Raw genomic sequence first — 20,159 nt, 5'->3', positions numbered from 1 at the left:
GATGAAGATCACAACAAAAATTAATTTGTTAACGACAGCTTGGCTATTTTGTATATTACTCATTATAAACGTTGTTGTATTTTTTGCTTTTATGAAAACGACTGTAAATATGGAAGAAGAAGTGCTGTTTGAAAAAGCGAACGATATTATACAAGAACTTCATAAACAAAATACAACGACGCTAACAGAAGACAAATTAAAATCATATTTAGTCGAGCATTCCTTCATTCGGATTATAGATCCTGATTCTCAAGTGATTAGCCAAGTCACGGATGATAAACATTTATCTAATATAGAAGCTAAATTCTCTAAAAAATCTGAGTCACAGTTATACAAAATTCGAGAGGAACAAATCTTAATCACTCGCGTTCCCATTACTTCGGATAATCATGTTGTGGGCACATTGGAGATTGGCGAGCGATTAACCGGACTTGAAACGAGAAAAGACATTTTATTATCTATTCTTATCGCTTGTTCCGCTATCGCCATTATATTATCTCTTCTCAGTGGAAGATGGTTGTCAAATATTATTATGCGACCTATTTCTAATATGATTAAAACGATGGAAGATATTGAACAAAGTGGTGTTCCAAAAACAATAGCTATTCATAAACAAACAAAGGATGAACTTGAAAAACTGGCTACAGCGTTTAATCTTATGATTAAGAGGCTACAAGAAAACTCTGAAAAACAGAAACAATTTATTTCAGATGCCTCTCATGAACTAAAGACTCCTCTTACAGTCATTAGAAGTTATGCCAATTTAGTAAGAAGACGAGGCATCCAAAACGAAGAAATGACAATAGAAGCGATTGAGGCAATCCATTCAGAAGCAACTCGAATGCAAAGAATGACGGAAGCGTTATTGGATTTAGCAGCATCAGAAAAAGAAACTGTTTTAGAAATAAAATCATCTGATTTAGTATCACTATGTCATAGCATTCTACAGCAATTTAAAGATGTTTATAGAAGAGAAATTACACTCCATTACAATCAAGCACCTATCATGGTTAAAATGGATGAGCTGAAGATAAAACAAGTCATCATCATATTGCTCGATAACGCTATTAAGTATAGTTCTGACAAAATTGAAATTTTCTTGGACAAGAATGAAAATCATGCTGTGATACGAGTAAGCGATTATGGTATCGGTATACCGAAAGAAGAAATAGAGCATATTTTTGAACGATTTTACCGGGTAGATAAAGCAAGGAGTCGAGAGACAGGAGGAACGGGATTAGGACTAGCTATCGCAAAAAATATTATGAAACAGCATAAGGGAGAAATCAAGATACGAAGCGAGGAAGGAAAAGGAACAGATGTGGAATTACTTTTACCTGTTTCCTCTATGAATGAATAAAGTAGTGAGACTAAAAAATAATAGTGAGGATAGATTTTAGAAATCTAAATCATCGTTTTATTTGGTTTCTTTAATTTCTACACTTTTTACGTTTGGTCATCTCTCTGATGCATCATGGTAGATATTTAGGTCTATGGTTGCCTGCATTTAACATGTTGTAATCGCTGCATTATTGATGATAGGCATGTGTATTTAAGGAGGATTTTTTTAACGAAATGAAATTGAAATTACAACTAACTCGCGCGTTTTTTATTAGTCTTTTGTGCGCTATTGCATTTGGGCTCATTGCACTGCTTATAAGTGACCAAAAAATTGTTGGATTTGACAATGCTGTCATTTCTTTTATTCAAGGACTGGAATCTCCAACACTTACAAGTATCATGAAGTTCTTTACTTTTATCGGGTCGGGATTACCCGTTGTTTTTCTTACGTTAGCTATAATTCTTTTTTTATATAAGGTTTTGCACCATCGAAGAGAATTGATTTTATTCGTGTGGGTTGTTATTGGATCGGCACTTCTAAATTGGATATTAAAGATGATATTTCATCGTGCCAGACCGACTATTCATCGCATTGTTGATGCGAATGGATTCAGTTTCCCTAGTGGTCATTCGATGGCGGCATTTAGTTTGTACGGAATCGTCACTTTTTTGCTGTGGCGGCATATCAAAAGTTCATTTGGTCGTGTTATTTTAATTTTAATTAGCGCAACAATGATTCTTGCTATTGGCGTAAGTCGTATATACTTAGGAGTTCATTATCCAAGTGATGTACTGGGAGGTTATCTAGCTAGCGGATCGTGGCTTACCACTTCAATCTGGGCATATCAGTTATATGAAGAAAGACGTTATAAAGCAACACAAAATTAACATGAAAGTCGTTAATTGATGCAGGAATTCTACTGTCCGTTAGTGCGGGATAAAACAATTGAATAATAAAAATCAATGGCTAATTTCATTTACCGTATTTTTACAATTAATAAAAAACAAAAAAGAATAAACATGTGGATTAATTCCTAATCATTCAAATAGAGTAGAAAAGAGTAGTATAGGACATAATTACATTTGAAAAGACGTTAAGGAGATGATTTAAATGAAAAAACAGCCTAATTATAATAAAAAATCAAACATAAAAAAATTAAATACTGAAGAAAATGCTATTTACAGCGATCCAAAAGATGCAAGTAATATGCAGCCAGTACCACAGCCGAAAGACTATGATGAAATAGAATATTAATCAATTAGCAAAAAGAAACCGAAACGATATTGTTTCGGTTTCTTTTTCAATGTACTGTTCACTTAAAAGAGAATTTTCTTATTTTTAAGCTACTCAACAGATAGTGATAATTCAATAAGGGGTACCTTCACATCCCCGTCAAGCTAAAAGACTTCATAGCTTACAAACAAAAAGAATGATATTCTATCCGTAGAGTATTTGTAATAATTTCCTTTTATTTTTTGATTTTAAAGAGAAATGTATCTAAATCTCTTTAAAACAAACGAAAAATTTTAAAGCGGGGGACATAGGATTATGATTCAGTATAAAGATAATCACATAACCATCTTTCAAAGCGCTCTTTATCAAACAAACTCAGTTATTATAGAAACTGATAAATTAGTATTAGTAATAGATCCTACTTGGTTACCTAATGAAGTAAAGAAGATTCAGAACTATGTTTATAAAAATAAAAAACATAAAGACGTTTACTTACTTTTTACACATTCCGATTTTGATCATATTTTAGGTTATGGTGCGTTTTCTCACATCAAAGTAATTGCAAGTAAGAAATTAAATGATACCCCCGACAAGCAATCAATTATCAATAGCATTAAAGATTTTGATGATTCCTATTATTTAACAAGAGAATATGAAATAAAATTTCCAAATGTAGATATTTCAATTAGCAAAGAATATGAGGAATTAGAAATAGGAGACATAAAATTTTATTTTTATCAGGCTCCAGGTCATACTGAAGATGGCATTATTACAGTTCTCGAACCATTTGGCATCGTAATAGCTGGAGACTACTTATCTAATGTAGAGTTTCCGTATATTTATCATAGCAGTGATGACTATTTAGCAACTTTAGAAAAATTCGAATCTATAATAGAGAAATATGACATTAACATCTTAATACCGGGACATGGCGGATTTACAAATGATAAAACAGAGATGAAAAAGAGAATATCCGAATCAATTGATTATATTTCACAAGTTAAACAGTTACTACTAGAAGACAAACAAGAAGAAACATACGCCCTCATAAAAAAATATAATTATCCAAAAGCAATGAAAAAATTTCATGATTATAATCTTACCTTGTTAAAAAAAGAGTTAGCATTATAAAGTCATCTCTTCTTTTATTCCAAGCCATATAAAAAACACTCAAGAGTGATCAAAGGGATTAGTCCGTCTGTTCACTCTCCTACAGAAAAAACGATAAAAATCTCATAGGTATGGGAAAAAGACAGTCTTTGATATATTAGATGTCATTTAAATTTGTATCAAGTTTGACGATTAAGCACCTTAATTGAAAAAAGTGAAACTCGTTAAACTTTCCTTACATAATCTTAGCCTGATCGTGATGTGGCTGTCCTCCAATAATCATATTAGATGACAGCTTTTTGGTGTTATTCCTGATTATCAGGCGGAAGAGAAAGAAAGACTAATGAACCAATGAGTTCAACTGAAATGCTAAAATCGTCGTTAATTGTAATTTCTACACATGCAACTAACGGTAACGTAATGATGATTACGTTACCATCAATTGAAACCCCTGGTGTACATGTGTCGTAGTCACTTATAGAAAGCTCTATTTCTGTCTCTGGAGCAATTAAAATTTCTAAGCATATATTCATGCATTGTTCGAATGAATAAGCTATTGTAGACCTCTCCTTTCCAAATAACCCATAATTCCTATGTAGATAGACACATAAAGTAGCGTTTATAAGAACAAGAATGAATAGAAAAGTTCACGATATGTTGGCTATCTTTTTAATTACATCTTTGAAGGTAGTTCTCATACCATTCTATTTAAATGTATACCCTCTTGATTGGACATGTTATCTATTTATCAAAAATAATGTACGTAGTAAGGAAATGATTGGGGAAATAATCTAGAGTAAAAAAACACTATATAGGCTATCTCCTTAAAATGAAGAACAATAACAATGCTTCTTAGATGGTTTGCTGTTAAGAAGCTACTTAGTTCATAAGGATAAAGATCGGCGAAAAAATCATCTTAACATAGGTAATTTATTGGAGGTTTTATCATCTCTTATGTGGAATAAAATCTTATCCATACATTACTAATTTTTTAGGGGGAATTGTAATGAATTTTAAATTAGCCTCTGTAACACTAGCCACAGCTTTAACATTCAGTGCTCTCGCAGGAAACACTGTGTTAGCACAAACAAAAACAACAAACAACTCAGCTCAAACGGAAAAAAATTACTTGATTGCCTTTAAGAAAGATTTACCAAGCAATTATCAATCTATTATTTCGAATGCAGGTGGACAAGTTATCCGCGCCGTTCCTGCCATCGGTGCTTTAGAAGTAAAGTCGAGCAATGCTTCCTTTTTAGATAATTTGAAAGGGGTTTCTTCTATCCAAGCTGCGAATCAAGAGATTGTCCATGCTTTAGATAAAGAAGAAATAAGTCCAGCAGCAGCGGACGGAATGCCCGTAACCGATATCCCGCAGCCAGAAAATATAGATAGCTATTGGGACTATCAATGGGATATAAAAAATATAACGAAAGACGGCGCATCCTATAAGATTAATGGTGGAACTGGAAAAGGAGCAACAGTTGGTGTAATTGACAGCGGTATTGACGCGAATCATCCTGATTTAATAAAAAACTATACCGGCGGCCAGAACTTTGTACCAGCTGGCGAAGACGAAACTGAAACAGGCGATTCTGCTGATGTAAAGGATCGCGGGGGACACGGAACTCATGTAGCGGGATCAATTGCAGCGAACGGTAAACTAAAAGGGGTTGGACCAGATCTTAAAATTCGTTCATATCGTGTTTTCCCTGAATCGGGCAGTGCACCAACAGCTTGGATTGTAGACGCTATTGTTGCTGCTGCAAATGATAAAGTAGACGTTATTAATATGTCTATCGGTGGATTTGATAGCTTGAAATACTATTCTAAAGGACAAAGATATAACGATATTGCCGATGTTCTTCTTTGGAAACGTGCAATTGAGTACGCTGTACAAAAAAATGTAACAGTCGTAGCTGCCGGTGGAAATGAGTCATTGAATATGAATGATAAAAAGATGGTAACTGATTACTTAAATAAGGAGTACGGATCAGCTGACCTTATTTTTAAAGGTCCATCCGTTGAAACTCCTGGTCAAATTCCGGGTGTAATCACTGTATCTTCTTCTAATCAATGGTCAACTGATAAAATTGCATTCTACTCTAACTATGGAAACAGCTTTATTGATGTAGCAGCACCAGGCGGTGATAATGGTCCTACATATGCTGAGACAGGAGATTTAATGAAACGTGATTTCCATTATCGTGCATTAAGTACATGGCCAACATATTTAGAGCCATATTTTACTTCAAATCTGCATAACTATGCTTTACTTCACGGAACATCAATGGCTTCGCCAAAAGTAGCGGGAATTGCAGGAGTTATTAAAGCAGCTCATCCAACATACTCTCCTGCACAAGTCGCAAACTTAATCAAGCAAACAGCAAAAGATTACGGTAAACCAGGACAAGATGCTTTATTTGGAGCTGGTGAGGCAAATATTTATAATGCGTTATCAAATATAAAAAAATAATCTAGAAAGTTTAGGATACTGATACACTTCTCAAATGATTCTATTCCTTCAAACATTACATTTATTATAAGTCCGATATAACCTTAATACGGTTAAAATCGGACTTTTTTACGTGAAAACAAACTTATTAATGTGGTTTAATTAGCGAATTTTAAATAAAACTTTATAAATTTGTATACCTCATCCAACCACTCTCAGATCGTTCCGCATTATACTTACCGTAAGATAAAAGCTTCATCGCCGAACGATTAGCTGCATGAAAAACTAAGCTCAGTTTCCACTCCTCATCCATTTCATCAGGATAGGCTGTGGATTCGTAAACATAATAAGCCGCCATAATGCAAGGGATTACTTGCTTTGGCTCAAATTCATAAGTATTTGCATCATCAACAACCAAATCAATGACACTTCTTTTTCCAGGTTGAATTTCTTTTTGGAGCAACTTCTTTACCGTCTCTGGTACTAATTCTAATATCTCTTCCCTCATGGTAGTCATTTTTTGGGTCTTTCAGCACGAAGTATCGCATCATTTGTTGGGGTGTTAGGTACATAATTCCCATGGCTGTCGATGCTGTGTGCTTCCTTATCGTATTGTCCATTGGCATTACGTTTCTTTGTTGTGAACGGGTCTTGATTGTGTCCCATGATTGTCACCTCCAATACGAATAGTATGTGCTAACAAGTATATATTTTGCCTAAAAGAAAGTTCACAAAAAGTGGAAACAAGAGTTGTACATCTCATCAATTCATAGTGAATTTACTTAGAAAGAAAGGAACAATTTTATCTGTATCAAATTGTTCCTTTCGTACAAAATAGGTACAAACTTAAAAAAGGAGGATCATTTATGACGAACCGAAATGATAATCGAGAACGCAAAAACAAATATCCTAACAACTTAAAAAACGATACTGAATTCTCCAAAGATGTAAATATTAGAAGCGAAGTGACGAAAAAAGATTTAAATAAGTAATGGTTTGAACTATTAGATATGAAAAAAGCTTGGATTTAATCAGATCCAAGCTTTTTCATATAACAAAAATTCAGTCATACTTCTTATAAAATAGAACAAATTTCATTTACCGTATTTTGGTAAAAAATAAAAACAATTAAATACATAAAGAAAAAGAATACACAAACCATATTTCATGAAGGATGTGTAAATCATTATTGAATATAAAAGAAAGAGGGGAATTTCACCATGAAACTAACACCAGAACAGCGTATTCAATTGCATGGATTTAATAATCTTACTAAATCATTAAGCTTTAATATGTATGATATTTGCTATACAAAAACAAGAGAAGAAAGAGAAGCCTATATAGAATACATAGATGAACAATATAATGCAGATAGATTAACAAAGATTTTAAAAAACGTATCTGACATTATAGGTGCACACGTATTAAATGTAGCCAAACAAGACTATGTTCCACAAGGAGCAAGTGTAACAATTCTAGTTTCAGAAGGCCCAATTGTGGAAGTTCCAACTGAATCATTTAACGAATCACCCGGACCTCTTCCCGGATCGGTCGTCATGCAGTTAGATAAGAGCCACATCACGGTTCATACGTATCCTGAATATCATCCCAATGAGGGGATTAGTACGTTTAGGGCCGATATCGATGTGTCTACATGCGGAGAAATTTCACCACTTAAAGCATTAAATTACCTTATTCACTCATTTGATACGGATATTATGACAATTGATTACCGAGTGCGGGGATTCACAAGAGATATAACAGGTAATAAATTATTTATTGACCACGAAATAAGCTCAATCCAAAATTACATCCCAGAGAATGTAAAAAATTTATATGATATGATTGATGTTAACGTATATCAAGAGCATATTTTTCATACGAAATGCAAACTAAAAGAATTTGACCTAAACAACTATTTGTTTGGATATACACAGGAAACATTATCTATAAACGAACAAAAGGAAATTACAAAGAAATTAAAAGTGGAAATGGATGAAATATTTTATGGAAAAAATATGAATCACGGCTCAATTGAAGAGAGTTCAAATGAATGAGACATCCAAAGTGGCAGTTAAAAAGCAGGGAAACAATCCCCTGCTTTTTTGCTTTTAGTTATGAAAAAGGCTTTTCGCTCTTATGGTCAGTACTCGAAGTATTAAAGAAAGGTGTTCTTCATTTTTTGTCGAAATTGAAATTTGGTATAGATCCAATAAAGAAAGGGATAAAAAATGAAAAAATGCGAGCAATTAATTTCATGGGTAGAACATATAAAAGAACGAAACCATAGCTCCGCAGCAGCACTTTTTATTATGAAAGACAATAAAGTTGTATTGGAGCATTATAGCGGAACCCATTCTAATACAAAAAATAGCCCTCCTATTACAGCGACTTCACAGTTTAATGTTGCTTCTGCAAGAAAGAGTTATTTAGGACTTGCGATTGCCTATGCAATTTATGAGGAGAAAATTAGGAGTTTAGATGATTATGCTATAGATTACTTCGAAGAATATGATAAAACTTTACTCGGTAAGACAACTTTAAGACATTTAGTAACACATTCTCACGGTTTACATATGAGTGACAATGGAATCATTTATCGAGAGTTTCAACCAGGAGAGGAATGGGCTTATAGAGGCGTTAACATCGAAATGATGACACATCTAATCTGCAAATTATACAATAAAAGTTTTCCAAAATTGCTGAGAGAACGAGTCTTCATACCTGCAGATTTTAAGGGAACAGCTTGGCAAACAACAGATCATGAAGATTTAGTAAAAGTAGTAATAAATCCAAATGAAGAAGCTGTATGTAAGATAGGGGTATCAGATGATGGAACAGAAACAAATCTTTTTGTCTCCGCTAGGGAATTCGCTTATTGGGGAAATCTTCACTTAAATAAAGGGTATATGAATGGAAAACAAATCGTACCGAAAGAAGTCATTGAATTAGCAACACAAATACAAAGTCCTGATTATAAAAATAAAGATTTACCGCAGAACGGATTATTTTGGTTTGTTCAGAATACACCAGCATTACAAAGTGAAATCGGTGAAAGAGTTCCAAAAGGATCTTATCAAATATTAGGTGTGACAGGACCAACAATTTTAGTTATTCCTGAATATAATGTCGTTGTCGCAAAAATGTATAACAAAAGATATAACTATGGAGGAAGCAACTATCTTCAATATTTAAGAGACTTTAGCAATTTAGTGACCGATACATTTGCTCACTAAACCTTTTGTTCATACAAACTGTTACGATAAGTAAAAAGTATCCTTAACACGGCCTTACTGCAATAAAATCGTATATACCTAATCAGCAAAAAGACACTTCATTGGTAAGTGTCTTTTTGCTGCTAAAGAACAATAAAGTCATTTTTATATGAAAGGTATTACTCCGTATTAATTTTTATTTTAATTTCAATATCCGTATCTCGCGCAGCATTGTGGTTATAATAAACATCGTTAGACAATTATTGAAAAGAATTGAAGTAAGAAAAGAGAGGGAAGGATGATATGAAACATTCATCTGTTAATCCATGGCTTGTTGTCTTCGGTACAATCATTGTACAAATAGGCCTTGGAACGATTTATACATGGAGCTTATTCAATCAACCTTTAGTGAATAAATTTGGCTGGAATCTTAACGCTGTTGCTATAACCTTCTCAATCACTAGCTTTTCTTTATCATTTTCAACTTTGTTTGCGAGTAAATTACAAGAGAAATGGGGAATTCGCAAACTCATTATTATAGCCGGATTAGCCCTAGGAATTGGCTTGGTGCTTAGTTCACAGGTTTCCTCACTACTAATGCTTTATGTACTAGCTGGTGTTATTGTAGGTTACGCAGATGGTACAGCCTATATCACTTCACTATCCAATTTAATAAAGTGGTTTCCAGAGCGTAAAGGTTTAATTTCTGGTATTTCCGTCTCTTCATACGGCACAGGTAGCTTAATTTTTAAATACATTAATGGAAACCTAATTGATTCCGTTGGCGTATCACAAGCATTTTTCTATTGGGGCCTAATTGTTGCAATTTTGGTAGTTATAGGTGCATGTCTTATACATAAAGCCCCTGAACAGGATACAGTTCATGAAACAGTGAGTCATGATTACACAACAAGAGAAATGCTAGGTACAAAACAAGTTTATTTGCTATTTATCATGCTATTTACATCATGTATGAGTGGCTTATATTTAATTGGCATGGTAAAGGATATTGGTGTTCAACTCGTAGGGCTTAGCGCGGCAACAGCAGCTAATGCTGTCGCTATGGTCGCTATCTTTAATACGGTTGGTCGAATTATTCTGGGGCCGTTATCAGATAAAATCGGCCGTTTAAAAATTGTTTCGGCAACTTTTGTCGTTATAGGTATGTCTGTTTTTGTTCTCAGTTTTGTGAACTTAAATTACGGTATCTATTTCGCCTGTGTAGCAAGCGTTGCTTTTTGCTTCGGTGGAAATATCACTATTTTTCCAGCCATTGTTGGTGATTTCTTTGGTCTAAAAAATCATAGTAAAAACTACGGTATCGTGTATCAAGGTTTTGGCTTCGGAGCACTCGCAGGTTCCTTTATTGGTGTAATTCTAGGTGGATTTAAGCCAACTTTTATGGTAATTGGCGCATTGTGTATTGTGTCATTTATCATCTCTATTTTGATTCGACCACCTAATCAGCAAAAGGAACAACAAAAAATTTATCGCGAAACAGCGTGAGTATGTTTCATTTTTATTACATTCTAAAAAGAGACTCATTCAAGGTTTAAGGACAAAAGAAAAGGGATTTTCTTTTCATTAGAAAATCCCTCTTCTTCATTCATACTTATAAATATATATATGATTTTTAAATTTGATTAATGTGAATTCACATACTCTCTAGATCTTAATACTTTACCACCCTTTTTTTCTACATAAAAATCTAAGCTAGGACCTGATTCGCGTTGATATACGCAAAAATAAACTTCTTGGCTAATGTTAGATGATATAGGAATTACAAATATAACGTGTAGAAATTATATGGCGTGTCGGGGCGAGTGTTGAATAATCGGTATGGCTAAATGGTGTTTATTACATCAAAAATCGGTTGATCTTGAGTTAAACTTTTATATAAAGTAATCATAATTCTGTTTTGGAGTAAAATTTTTTATAAGGTTCAATTAAAAATGTATATATAGTAACAAAGTTATTTAATGGCCCATCCGGTAAAGGATTTGGGGATTTTTTTATGTTTAAATAATCTTAAAACTACTGAACAATTTAACAGTGATTGCCTCTTGCTTTCTCACCCCCCACTTGGTGATGATTATCAAAATTATATTTAGTATATAAAAGAGGCAATCCAACAAATATTTGGTGGATTGAATTCTGTGGAAAAAAGAATGATGATTGAACAATTAAAGAAATTAGGATACTATGCCCAAAAGCTATAAATTTTGGACCGATATCTCGAATTCGAGATAATTTAATTTGAGATAAATCCACATGATGTGAATGTAACTACATCATGTGAATAAGATTAAGTGTAGGTTAATACAAAAGGAATAAGACAATCGTTAATGTACAGTGATTAAGAAAAATAGTTTTAAATAAGAAAATAAAAAGGAGTACACAAGATGAATAAGAAAACGATGGGAATTCACCATATTACAGCAATCGTAGGTCATCCACAAGAGAATGTAGATTTTTATGCAGGGGTTTTAGGGTTACGTTTAGTCAAACAAACGGTAAACTTTGATGATCCAGGAACGTATCACCTTTACTTTGGTGATGAAGGAGGAAAACCAGGAACAATTATTACTTTCTTCCCGTGGGCAGGTGCTCGTCAGGGAATCATTGGAGATGGTCAAGTAGGAGTAACTTCTTATGTTGTTCCGAAAGGTGCTATGGAGTTTTGGGAAAAGAGATTGGAAAAGTTCAATATTCCATATACAAAAATGGAGCGTTTTGGAGAACGGTATTTAGAATTTGACGATCCTCACGGCTTGCATTTAGAGATTGTTGAAAGAGAAGAAGGAGAAGTAAATAATTGGACTTTTGGAGACGTAAAACCAGAAGTTGCGATTAAGGGATTTGGTGGAGCAACTCTTCTATCCGCTCAACCTAGCAAAACTGCAGAGTTATTAGAACATGTAATGGGGTTAGAACGAATTGGAGAAGAAGGAGATTTTGTTCGCTTCCGTTCCTCAGCTGAGATTGGAAATATCATTGATCTAAAATTAACTTCTATTGGACGTGGACAAATGGGAGTTGGTACAGTTCACCATATTGCATGGAGAGCTAGTGATGATCAAGATCAATTGAATTGGAGAGAGCATGTTTCACGCTATGGATATGATGTAACACCTGTACGAGATAGAAACTATTTTAACGCGATTTACTTTAGAGAGCATGGAGAAATCTTGTTTGAAATTGCAACTGATCCTCCAGGATTCGCACATGATGAATCAAAAGAAACTATGGGTGAGAAATTAATGTTACCTGAACAATATGAGTCAAATAGAAAACAGATTGAGCAAGTATTACTACCATTTGAAGTAAAAGAGTTAGACTAATTTCAAGAATGGAGTGTGTACTAGAGCACTCCTTAGAATTAGGAGGTTCTGATTCTCCTGGATGTGATTTGATTATAGGAAAAGTGGTTCAGTTTCATATTGATAATGAGATTTATGAAAAGGGAAGAATCGACCCGAAAGGATTGGGAGCAGTGAGCCGATTGGCAGGTCATAATTATGCGAAAATAGGTGAGATGTTTTCCATTGAAAGACCGAAATAAATTAAGTGGAGCCTATAAATGAAGTGGAGAGAGGAATATGTCAAACAAAATAGCAGGCATTCATCATATTTCTGCAATGGTAAATGATGCGCAGCGGACAATTGATTTTTATGCAGGTGTGCTAGGATTAAGGCTCGTAAAAAAGACAATCAATTTTGATCGTCCAGAAGTGTATCACCTGTATTTTGGAAATGGATCCGGTGAACCTGGAACGGTCATTACTTTCTTTCCATGGCCTAAGCAGTTAAAGGGACGCATTGGAACAGGGCAGGTTGGAGTAACCGGTTATATGATACCATATGGATCCATGCCATTTTGGGAGAGCCGTTTGCGAGAATTTAATATTGAATTTATTTCATCAGTTCGCTTTGGAGAAACGTATTTACAATTTCAAGATCCAGATGGTCTCCAAATTGAATTAGTTGAGCGAGAAGGGGGTCCACAAAATACGTGGAGCTTTGGAGGGATTGGTGTAGAAAACGCGATTAAAGGGTTTAGTGGTGCTACTTTATATTCTACACAGCCGAATAAAACAGCCCAATTGCTTGAAGAGGTATTTGGATTAGAATGCATCGGACAAGAGGATGAATTTTTGAGGTTTCAATCAGAAGCAGAGGTTGGAAATATAATTGATATTAAATTAACGGCTTCAATCCGAGGTTTAATGGGAGCGGGAACTGTTCATCATATTGCATGGCGAGCAAAGGATGAAGAAGAGCATCAAGAGTGGTGGTCTATGCTTCAAGAAAAAGGATATTACCCGACTGAAATTCTGGATCGAAATTATTTCAAGGCTCTATATTTTCATGAAGCAGGTGGCATTTTATTTGAAATAGCGACAGATCCACCAGGCTTTGCAGTGGATGAACCCATAAAAGAACTGGGCGAAAAGCTTATGTTACCATCCTGGTTAGAGCCAAAAAGAGAAGAATTAGAAGAAATCTTACCTCCTATTGAGGTTAGAGTTTTGGAAGGGGATAAATAATGAAACATATTTTTCATAAAGGGAAGGATTTATCGAAACCAATATTATTACTACTTCATGGTACAGGTGGGAATGAACTAGATTTATTACCGCTTGCGGGCAGAATTGATGATGAAGCATCTATATTAAGCGTTCGTGGAAATGTATTAGAGAATGGAATGCCTCGTTTTTTCCGAAGATTGGCAGAGGGCGTTTTTGATGAAGAGGATCTTATTTTTCGCACAAAAGAATTAAATGAATTTCTTGATGAAGCAGCAGTAACATATGGTTTTGATAGAGAAAATATAGTAGCCATTGGTTATTCAAACGGAGCAAATATAGCAGCAAGTTTATTATTCCATTATCAAAATGCATTAAAGAGTGCCATTCTTCATCATCCTATGGTACCAAGAAGAGGAATGGAGCTTCCTAATTTATCTGGTAAATCTGTGTTTATTGCAGCTGGAAGCAATGATCCAATTTGTTCATCTATGGAATCTGAGGAATTACAAACATTATTAGAAAAAGCAAATGCAAATGTAACAATACATTGGGAAAATAGAGGGCATCAACTGACTGTGAGTGAAGTAGAAGCAGCAGCTCAGTGGTATCGTACTTTTCTAAATGCGTGATAAAAAAGATTTTATGATATGGATTATAAATTGAAAAAATAGGTAGGTGTAATGAAGTGGGGATTTTATCCAAGTTGTTTGGAAATTTATCAATAAAGGAGAAGAGAACAATGGAAAATGTAAAATTAGCAGTGATTTATTACAGCATGGGTGGAACAAACTATCAACTAGCAAAATGGGCTGAGGAAGGTGCAAAAGAAGTTGGTGCAGAAGTAAAGGTATTAAAAGTACCAGAATTAGCTCCGGAATCTGTAATAGAAGGAAATTCAGCTTGGAAAGCACATATTGAAGCAACACAGGATGTACCTGAGGTAACGTTAAATGATTTAGAGTGGGCAGATGCCATTATTTTCAGTGTACCAACTCGTTTTGGAAATATGCCTGCACAAATGAAGCAATTTTTAGATACAACAGGTGGATTATGGTTCAATGGAAAACTTGTAAATAAAGTTGTGAGTGCAATGACTTCTGCACAAAACCCTCATGGAGGCCAAGAAGCAACAATCTTATCATTATATACTTCAATGTATCATTGGGGAGCGATTGTTGCTGCACCTGGATATACTGATCCTGTAACATTTGGTGCAGGTGGAAACCCATATGGCACTAGTGTTACAGTTGGTCAAGATGGAAAAATGATTGAAGATGTACAAGTAGCAGTGAAACATCAAGCGAAGCGTACAGTAACTGTTGCAGAGTGGGTAAAGAAAGCAAATCAATAAAAAGTAATTGAGAAAATGGAAGGTTAATATAATACTATTCAAGAGCATTTTCTAATTGTTGAAGTAACATACAACATATTTTTAAATGTAGTATAACTATTTAAAAAGCAAACAAATATTTTTTGATATGAGAAATCCTGTTTTGTTTCGATAAACAGGATTTTTATTTTTTTTAAGATCCCTGGTCCATCTGCATCAACTTAAGAATTTTATAAAGCTCTCAAAATAAAAAATTGTACATTTTCACCTAGAGATGTCAATTTTCTCGTTTTGGGGTATTTGCTTTTCTTAGGTTGATGGGCATGCGGCAGGACCCCAATTAAAAGAAGGAGCGAAACAGGTCCTATTATTTTTAGAGCGTTTTTAGTTCATTTTTATGAAGTATTCATTAGGCGTTTCCAGCAATTATGGATTTAGTAAACAAATAGATTAAATTTGGGTTTGGAGATACAGTTACACGCGAACAATTGGCACAGTTCTTATATAATGCTATGAAATTATAAATAGAGTATGGCATATAAAGCGAAATATAAGGTAGTATAAAAAATAAGATGTAAAAATTTTAAGAGAGGACAGAAAATATTATGATGGACCAATACGAATTGAAACAGGAGCTACAACATATCAAAAATAACAATTACTCCGTCCCGGAAGATGTAGATGCATATCCATATGCACAATGGATGCTTGATTATATCGGATCATCCGATGCTGAGCTGCGTGATGAATTGATTTACAGTACGCTCGAACGATGGATTAAAGGCGAAGTATTTAGACAAAAAGAGCTACGCGGACTGCTGCTGCAGGCACTAAGTCCTGATTATTTATTTTACAAAATCGGTGAAAAGGAAACAGATTCTGTTTTTAAGCGTGCATTTTCTATTCTAATTCCACCACTTATTTTATCTGTTCATGAAAAAGAACTGTTATTATCTGAAGAACAGCTGTATAGCGTCGCAGAACAAGTTCTTGAATATGTGTACCTTGAACAAGATGTAAGAGGATATGTAGAAGGGAAAGGATGGGCGCATTCCACAGCGCATGCTGCAGATGCCCTAGACGCTTTAGCCCGTACGATACGGAATCGCGAATTTTCGCACGCAATCCTTGCTGCTGTTCGTCATAAGATTCGTCTGCATGATTACTTGTACATAAACTTTGAGGATGAGAGATTAGTGACAGCAGTAATGTCTTTATGGAACCAAAATATCTTAGTACAAGAAGAATGGAAAAACTGGCTTTACAGCTTTACGATAATTGAAGCAGCCCCAGTTCCTCAAAATGATATATTAGTACAAAATATTAGAACGTTTTTAAGAAGCTTGTATTTTCGAAGTTTGGAACAAGAGGGAAACTCTGCGTTTACGATTGCTGTGTTGGAAACTTTGAAAGAATTGAAGAAATTTTAATATAGAAAAATGTTGGAATTCCGTTAGCAAGTGTTACTCTCATAGTGTTATATAAAACATAACTGGATTGCTGGATCGGATTATTCGAGCACAAGTGGATAGATATTGGGAATGGTCTAGTAAAATTGTGTACTTAGATCCCTAAATGTTTATTTTGAAGATACTTTATGATTAGGTACATAAAATTAGTTTTTCTCACAATTAATAAAATCGAGGTAGAAGAAATGAAAAAACTTTCAGCATTCATGTGTATTTCCCTACTCTTACTAGGGGCATGTGAACAAAAAGAAACGAATACATCTAAGAATCAAACAGAAAAGCAACAAGAATCCCATACATCGAAACAAACAGAAAAACAACAAGAGTCTCATGCATCAAAACAAAAAGATGTATTTGCAGCTACTCGAACAGCTTTATCAGCAAAGACAAAAATGAATATATTCTTACCAACAGAAATCCCTCTGTCTAATGAAAACAAGTTTTTATCTGCATACACAGAAGGTCAAGATAAAAATTACACTGTTACATTTTTTGAAAGCAATAGCCCATTACCTGTCGATTCCGCTGCACTTTCGGATTCTAATCAAGCTAAGCAAATTGCAAAACTTTTTGTCCAACAGTATGAGACAAAGGAAGAAGCGGGTAAAAGTTTATGTTCAACGTTTGCATTAAATCCTGATTACGATAAAGGTATACCAAGCAATGATGATCCTAGCGGAATAGATTTAGGATATGGAGTCAAAGGTTTTACCGATGGGGCAGCAGGAACGATGTATTTGAATGCTGTTAAGGATCATTGGGCAATTTTCGTAAAAAGTCCATCGGCAAATAAAGATGACAATATACCTGTAGCAAAATCCATAGTGAAGCAATTAGAGAAAGAGCCACTACCAACTCCAGACTCTTACGCAGTTATAGAAGTGGATACGAGACAGAAACAAAACCGTGTATATTGGCAAAATGGAAATACTTTATATGGGATAGAAACAAGCGGCGCTATCCAAGATGCATTATCTATTGCCGCTCACTTTGAGTCTACGTCTAAGTGATTAACAAATGTATTTGCTCAATTAAGTGGATAAAAGGATCTAAAAAGGTCATTGACCTCTAATCAATTTAGTAAATATATTTCTGGGATAAAAAATAACCAATTGTTTATCAAAAAAGCGTCTTAATTATTAAGACTCTTTTTTTGTGTATTTAGCATAGCAGTGTAAACAAAATAATATCCATGTAGAAAATGAAAAGATCATCAAGCAATAAACCTTCACAAAGTGTTGATGTAAATAGATATGAACTTATCGATTTTTGATGAACTAGAATTGTTTTCTAAAGAGTTACAACGATATATGTCACCTGATGCCTTAGAGCAATTAGTTAAAAATGTAGGATTTGTTAAACGAAAAAGTAAATACCGCGCACAAGATTTAGTGGCCCTATGTATTTGGTTAAGTCAAAACATAGCTCATACTTCATTGACACAATTTGAACTTATCTTTAAAACATGGAAATCATTTTTTCGTATTCATCAGTGTAATTCTGTAAAATTAGAACGACTAGAATGTCATTTATATGGACAATTAATTAGCATCCTTCTTTGTTCATCCACCATGTTTCAAATGCGTCAATTACTCCTCATCAAGAAGAAACGAAAATTAAGCGAATATAAAGCGATTTATATCATAAAAGATTATTTTCCACTTCTTTATCAGGCTCTACAAAAAGACACCCAAGAGATATCAAAGATACTACTTCGTCTGTTCAATCTTCTACAGAGAAATGGGCGAAAATCCCATAGGTATGAGAAGAAAACAGTCTTTGATATCTTAGGTGTAGTATACAAATTTTCTATTTCTCACAATCATGTAGCATAATCCAAAAAATTGAAACCCGATAAGGTTTATTTGGTATGCAAATCTTTAAAGAACTTACACTGGATCTTTAGAAAAAAGAAAAAATCTCACCTGAAATTAAACTTATATAATCTTAGCTTGATGGGCATGGGGGTCCGCCCACATTTTAACGAAAATATATGCTAAGCAAACTTCGACATAAAATGAGCCGAGTATAAACTTTTTTATAAAAAAGTTTGATCATTTCAATGAGCCTTATTCCACAAAAGAACCCTTTACTTTAAGTACAAATCTTCATTTAGTAGTAATATCATATATCCTCATTCCTGTTTATTATTCAAATATTTCTACTAAGCTGCTAAACTTTAGGGGAAAGTGATGATTGGACAGGACCGCCATAAAAAAATCGAAACGTGATTCTAGTTGTTCCCTTCTAGTTGGCTAGAAGATAGGAATTTTGCATACTCTAATGGATTAAGGAATGCCCGGTCAATCGTTTGTTCATCACAAGACCATAATGACTTCTTTCCTGGCTTAATATTACATTCAAAAAGAAATAAAGAACCTTCTTTATCAATCCCAATATCAATGCCCATTTCTCCATAGCTGCCATAGGCCAATTCAAGCTTTTCAAAAATGTTGAAAAGTAATCTCTCTAATCTAGTTTTCAAACTACATATTTCTTTATCCGAAAATCCTAATTTTTCACGAAAGAATTCCTCAAATGGGTAAATAGATGACTTTGTCTTTGTGTTCGTAACATGTGAGTTTTTTGCACTGACACGGACCGCATGGGACACACATTCTAATTCACCCTTTCCGTTTCGTTGGACATCACATCTTAAGTCTAAAGTGCTGTGTTTATATTGTAATAAGTCAATCGACTTTTGGACTATAAACTCATTACCTGCATAGAATGAATGTATGATCTGTATCAATTCTTCTAATGTACTTGCAGTCCCTTTCTTTAACCTTCCTTTTATAAAATATTTATATTCATAGCAGTTAGTTTTTTTGGTTACGCATATTATCCCGTTTCCATTATTTTGTCTGAATGATTTTAAATAAAGACTTGAAGTATCTTTTAACATATTAACTAAATCACTTTCATTTTTATACAATATTGTTTCAGGCAGATGAGGACGTATTTCTTCAAATTTATATAATTCTTGGCAGGAATACCATTTATTATAAAAATGATTAGAGTTTATTTTTGTTATACTCATTTTTTCGATCGTTTCCCTGACTTTTTGTACATCTTTATCATTTTTGGATTCTCCTCTCCGGTTGTAATATACATCAGGAAATGGGAATTCAGCAACAGTCCACTTGCTTGTTTTAATATTATAATAGACCCCTTTAATTTTTTTTTTGTTATATTCCACATCTCTTTCTGAAAAAAAATACAGGTTTGTTTTGGCTATATTATTCATTTTTTGGAGTCTGTCATTATTGCGGCCTACTTTTTGTTTTTTTAATAAGTTTATGACACTCCATGTAACATGTACGCCAATAAAGGGGGAGTTGTTATCTGACTCATATTCATTCACTTCCATATTTATCACCTTCTTATATTAATAAGTCTATGACACTCCATGTAACATGTACGCCAATAAAGGGGGAGTTGTTATCTGACTCATATTCATTCACTTCCATATTTAT

Annotated in this window: 19 protein-coding genes and 3 pseudogenes; 18 read left to right on the top strand and 4 right to left on the bottom strand. The window is 34.1% G+C overall.

Features of this window, described 5'->3' with window-relative positions; genetic code table 11:
• Position 1: 1 nt before the first annotated feature.
• From ACTDJC_RS16080 to ACTDJC_RS16065, 4 genes are all read left to right on the top strand, one after another.
• Positions 2–1,360: a HAMP domain-containing sensor histidine kinase gene (locus tag ACTDJC_RS16080; RefSeq protein WP_440604032.1), complete on the top strand. Its 1,359-nt coding sequence runs from the start codon at positions 2–4 to the stop codon at positions 1,358–1,360.
• Between the two features lie 215 nt (positions 1,361–1,575).
• Positions 1,576–2,229 (top strand): phosphatase PAP2 family protein, encoded by a 654-nt coding sequence (locus tag ACTDJC_RS16075; RefSeq protein WP_098310272.1) that lies wholly within the window; start codon positions 1,576–1,578, stop codon positions 2,227–2,229.
• A gap of 223 nt (positions 2,230–2,452) precedes the next feature.
• Positions 2,453–2,596: a hypothetical protein gene (locus ACTDJC_RS16070; protein ID WP_098310271.1), complete on the top strand. Its 144-nt coding sequence runs from the start codon at positions 2,453–2,455 to the stop codon at positions 2,594–2,596.
• Positions 2,597–2,890: 294 nt separating this feature from the next.
• On the top strand, positions 2,891–3,706 hold the full coding sequence (locus ACTDJC_RS16065) for an MBL fold metallo-hydrolase (RefSeq protein WP_440604031.1): 816 nt from the start codon (positions 2,891–2,893) through the stop codon (positions 3,704–3,706).
• Positions 3,707–3,990: 284 nt separating this feature from the next.
• On the opposite strand, the gene ACTDJC_RS16060 is transcribed toward ACTDJC_RS16065, so the two are convergent.
• Entirely contained in the window at positions 3,991–4,218 is a 228-nt protein-coding gene (locus tag ACTDJC_RS16060; RefSeq protein ID WP_098310269.1) for a hypothetical protein, read from the bottom strand.
• A gap of 473 nt (positions 4,219–4,691) precedes the next feature.
• Between ACTDJC_RS16060 and ACTDJC_RS16055 the strand changes: the two genes are divergently transcribed.
• On the top strand, positions 4,692–6,161 hold the full coding sequence (locus ACTDJC_RS16055; protein WP_440604030.1) for a S8 family serine peptidase: 1,470 nt from the start codon (positions 4,692–4,694) through the stop codon (positions 6,159–6,161).
• 163 nt (positions 6,162–6,324) lie between these two features.
• Here the strand turns inward: ACTDJC_RS16055 and ACTDJC_RS16050 are convergent, their stop codons facing one another.
• Both ACTDJC_RS16050 and ACTDJC_RS16045 read right to left on the bottom strand, forming a co-directional pair.
• A complete protein-coding gene (locus tag ACTDJC_RS16050) occupies positions 6,325–6,648 on the bottom strand; it encodes a hypothetical protein (protein WP_429710838.1) in 324 nt (107 codons plus the stop codon).
• Positions 6,649–6,653: 5 nt separating this feature from the next.
• On the bottom strand, positions 6,654–6,806 hold the full coding sequence (locus ACTDJC_RS16045) for a hypothetical protein (protein WP_176524671.1): 153 nt from the start codon (positions 6,804–6,806) through the stop codon (positions 6,654–6,656).
• A 200-nt stretch (positions 6,807–7,006) separates the two neighbouring features.
• On the opposite strand from ACTDJC_RS16045, the gene ACTDJC_RS16040 reads away from it, so the two are divergent.
• From ACTDJC_RS16040 to ACTDJC_RS15980, 13 genes and pseudogenes are all read left to right on the top strand, one after another.
• Positions 7,007–7,132 (top strand): hypothetical protein, encoded by a 126-nt coding sequence (locus ACTDJC_RS16040; RefSeq protein ID WP_255258154.1) that lies wholly within the window; start codon positions 7,007–7,009, stop codon positions 7,130–7,132.
• Between the two features lie 228 nt (positions 7,133–7,360).
• On the top strand, positions 7,361–8,197 hold the full coding sequence (gene speD, locus ACTDJC_RS16035) for an adenosylmethionine decarboxylase (protein ID WP_440604029.1): 837 nt from the start codon (positions 7,361–7,363) through the stop codon (positions 8,195–8,197).
• Positions 8,198–8,371: 174 nt separating this feature from the next.
• Positions 8,372–9,376 (top strand): serine hydrolase domain-containing protein, encoded by a 1,005-nt coding sequence (locus ACTDJC_RS16030; RefSeq protein ID WP_440604028.1) that lies wholly within the window; start codon positions 8,372–8,374, stop codon positions 9,374–9,376.
• A 282-nt stretch (positions 9,377–9,658) separates the two neighbouring features.
• Positions 9,659–10,861, top strand: a complete 1,203-nt coding sequence (locus ACTDJC_RS16025; RefSeq protein ID WP_440604027.1) for an L-lactate MFS transporter — start codon at positions 9,659–9,661, stop codon at positions 10,859–10,861.
• 611 nt (positions 10,862–11,472) lie between these two features.
• A pseudogene (locus ACTDJC_RS16020) lies at positions 11,473–11,574 on the top strand (MarR family transcriptional regulator); the annotation flags it as partial.
• Between the two features lie 183 nt (positions 11,575–11,757).
• Complete coding sequence (locus ACTDJC_RS16015) at positions 11,758–12,696, top strand: ring-cleaving dioxygenase (RefSeq protein ID WP_440604026.1); 939 nt, start codon at positions 11,758–11,760, stop codon at positions 12,694–12,696.
• Positions 12,697–12,701: 5 nt separating this feature from the next.
• Positions 12,702–12,917, top strand: a pseudogene (locus ACTDJC_RS16010) (flavin reductase family protein); the annotation flags it as partial.
• A gap of 37 nt (positions 12,918–12,954) precedes the next feature.
• Positions 12,955–13,902: a ring-cleaving dioxygenase gene (locus tag ACTDJC_RS16005; protein ID WP_440604025.1), complete on the top strand. Its 948-nt coding sequence runs from the start codon at positions 12,955–12,957 to the stop codon at positions 13,900–13,902.
• A complete protein-coding gene (locus ACTDJC_RS16000) occupies positions 13,899–14,513 on the top strand; it encodes an alpha/beta hydrolase (protein WP_440604193.1) in 615 nt (204 codons plus the stop codon). The genes ACTDJC_RS16005 and ACTDJC_RS16000 overlap by 4 nt, the downstream gene beginning before the upstream one ends.
• A gap of 110 nt (positions 14,514–14,623) precedes the next feature.
• Positions 14,624–15,235 (top strand): NAD(P)H:quinone oxidoreductase, encoded by a 612-nt coding sequence (gene wrbA / locus ACTDJC_RS15995; protein WP_440604024.1) that lies wholly within the window; start codon positions 14,624–14,626, stop codon positions 15,233–15,235.
• Positions 15,236–15,819: 584 nt separating this feature from the next.
• Positions 15,820–16,644 carry a DUF2785 domain-containing protein gene (locus tag ACTDJC_RS15990; protein ID WP_098310264.1) on the top strand — a complete coding sequence of 275 codons (825 nt, stop codon included), beginning with the start codon at positions 15,820–15,822 and terminating at the stop codon, positions 16,642–16,644.
• Positions 16,645–16,868: 224 nt separating this feature from the next.
• Entirely contained in the window at positions 16,869–17,693 is an 825-nt protein-coding gene (locus tag ACTDJC_RS15985; protein ID WP_440604023.1) for a hypothetical protein, read from the top strand.
• Between the two features lie 432 nt (positions 17,694–18,125).
• Positions 18,126–18,518, top strand: a pseudogene (locus tag ACTDJC_RS15980) (IS4 family transposase); the annotation flags it as partial.
• A gap of 398 nt (positions 18,519–18,916) precedes the next feature.
• On the opposite strand, the gene ACTDJC_RS15975 reads toward ACTDJC_RS15980, so the two are convergent.
• Positions 18,917–20,053, bottom strand: a complete 1,137-nt coding sequence (locus ACTDJC_RS15975; protein WP_440604022.1) for a YheC/YheD family endospore coat-associated protein — start codon at positions 20,051–20,053, stop codon at positions 18,917–18,919.
• Between the last annotated feature and the right edge of the window lie 106 nt (positions 20,054–20,159).

Origin of the sequence: Bacillus sp. GB_SG_008, from assembly GCF_052038115.1 — a bacterium.
Taxonomy (GTDB): domain Bacteria; phylum Bacillota; class Bacilli; order Bacillales; family Bacillaceae_G; genus Bacillus_A; species Bacillus_A rhizoplanae.
The sequence above is the reverse complement of the archived record's forward strand: the minus strand, read 5'-3'. Positions and strand labels throughout refer to the sequence as shown.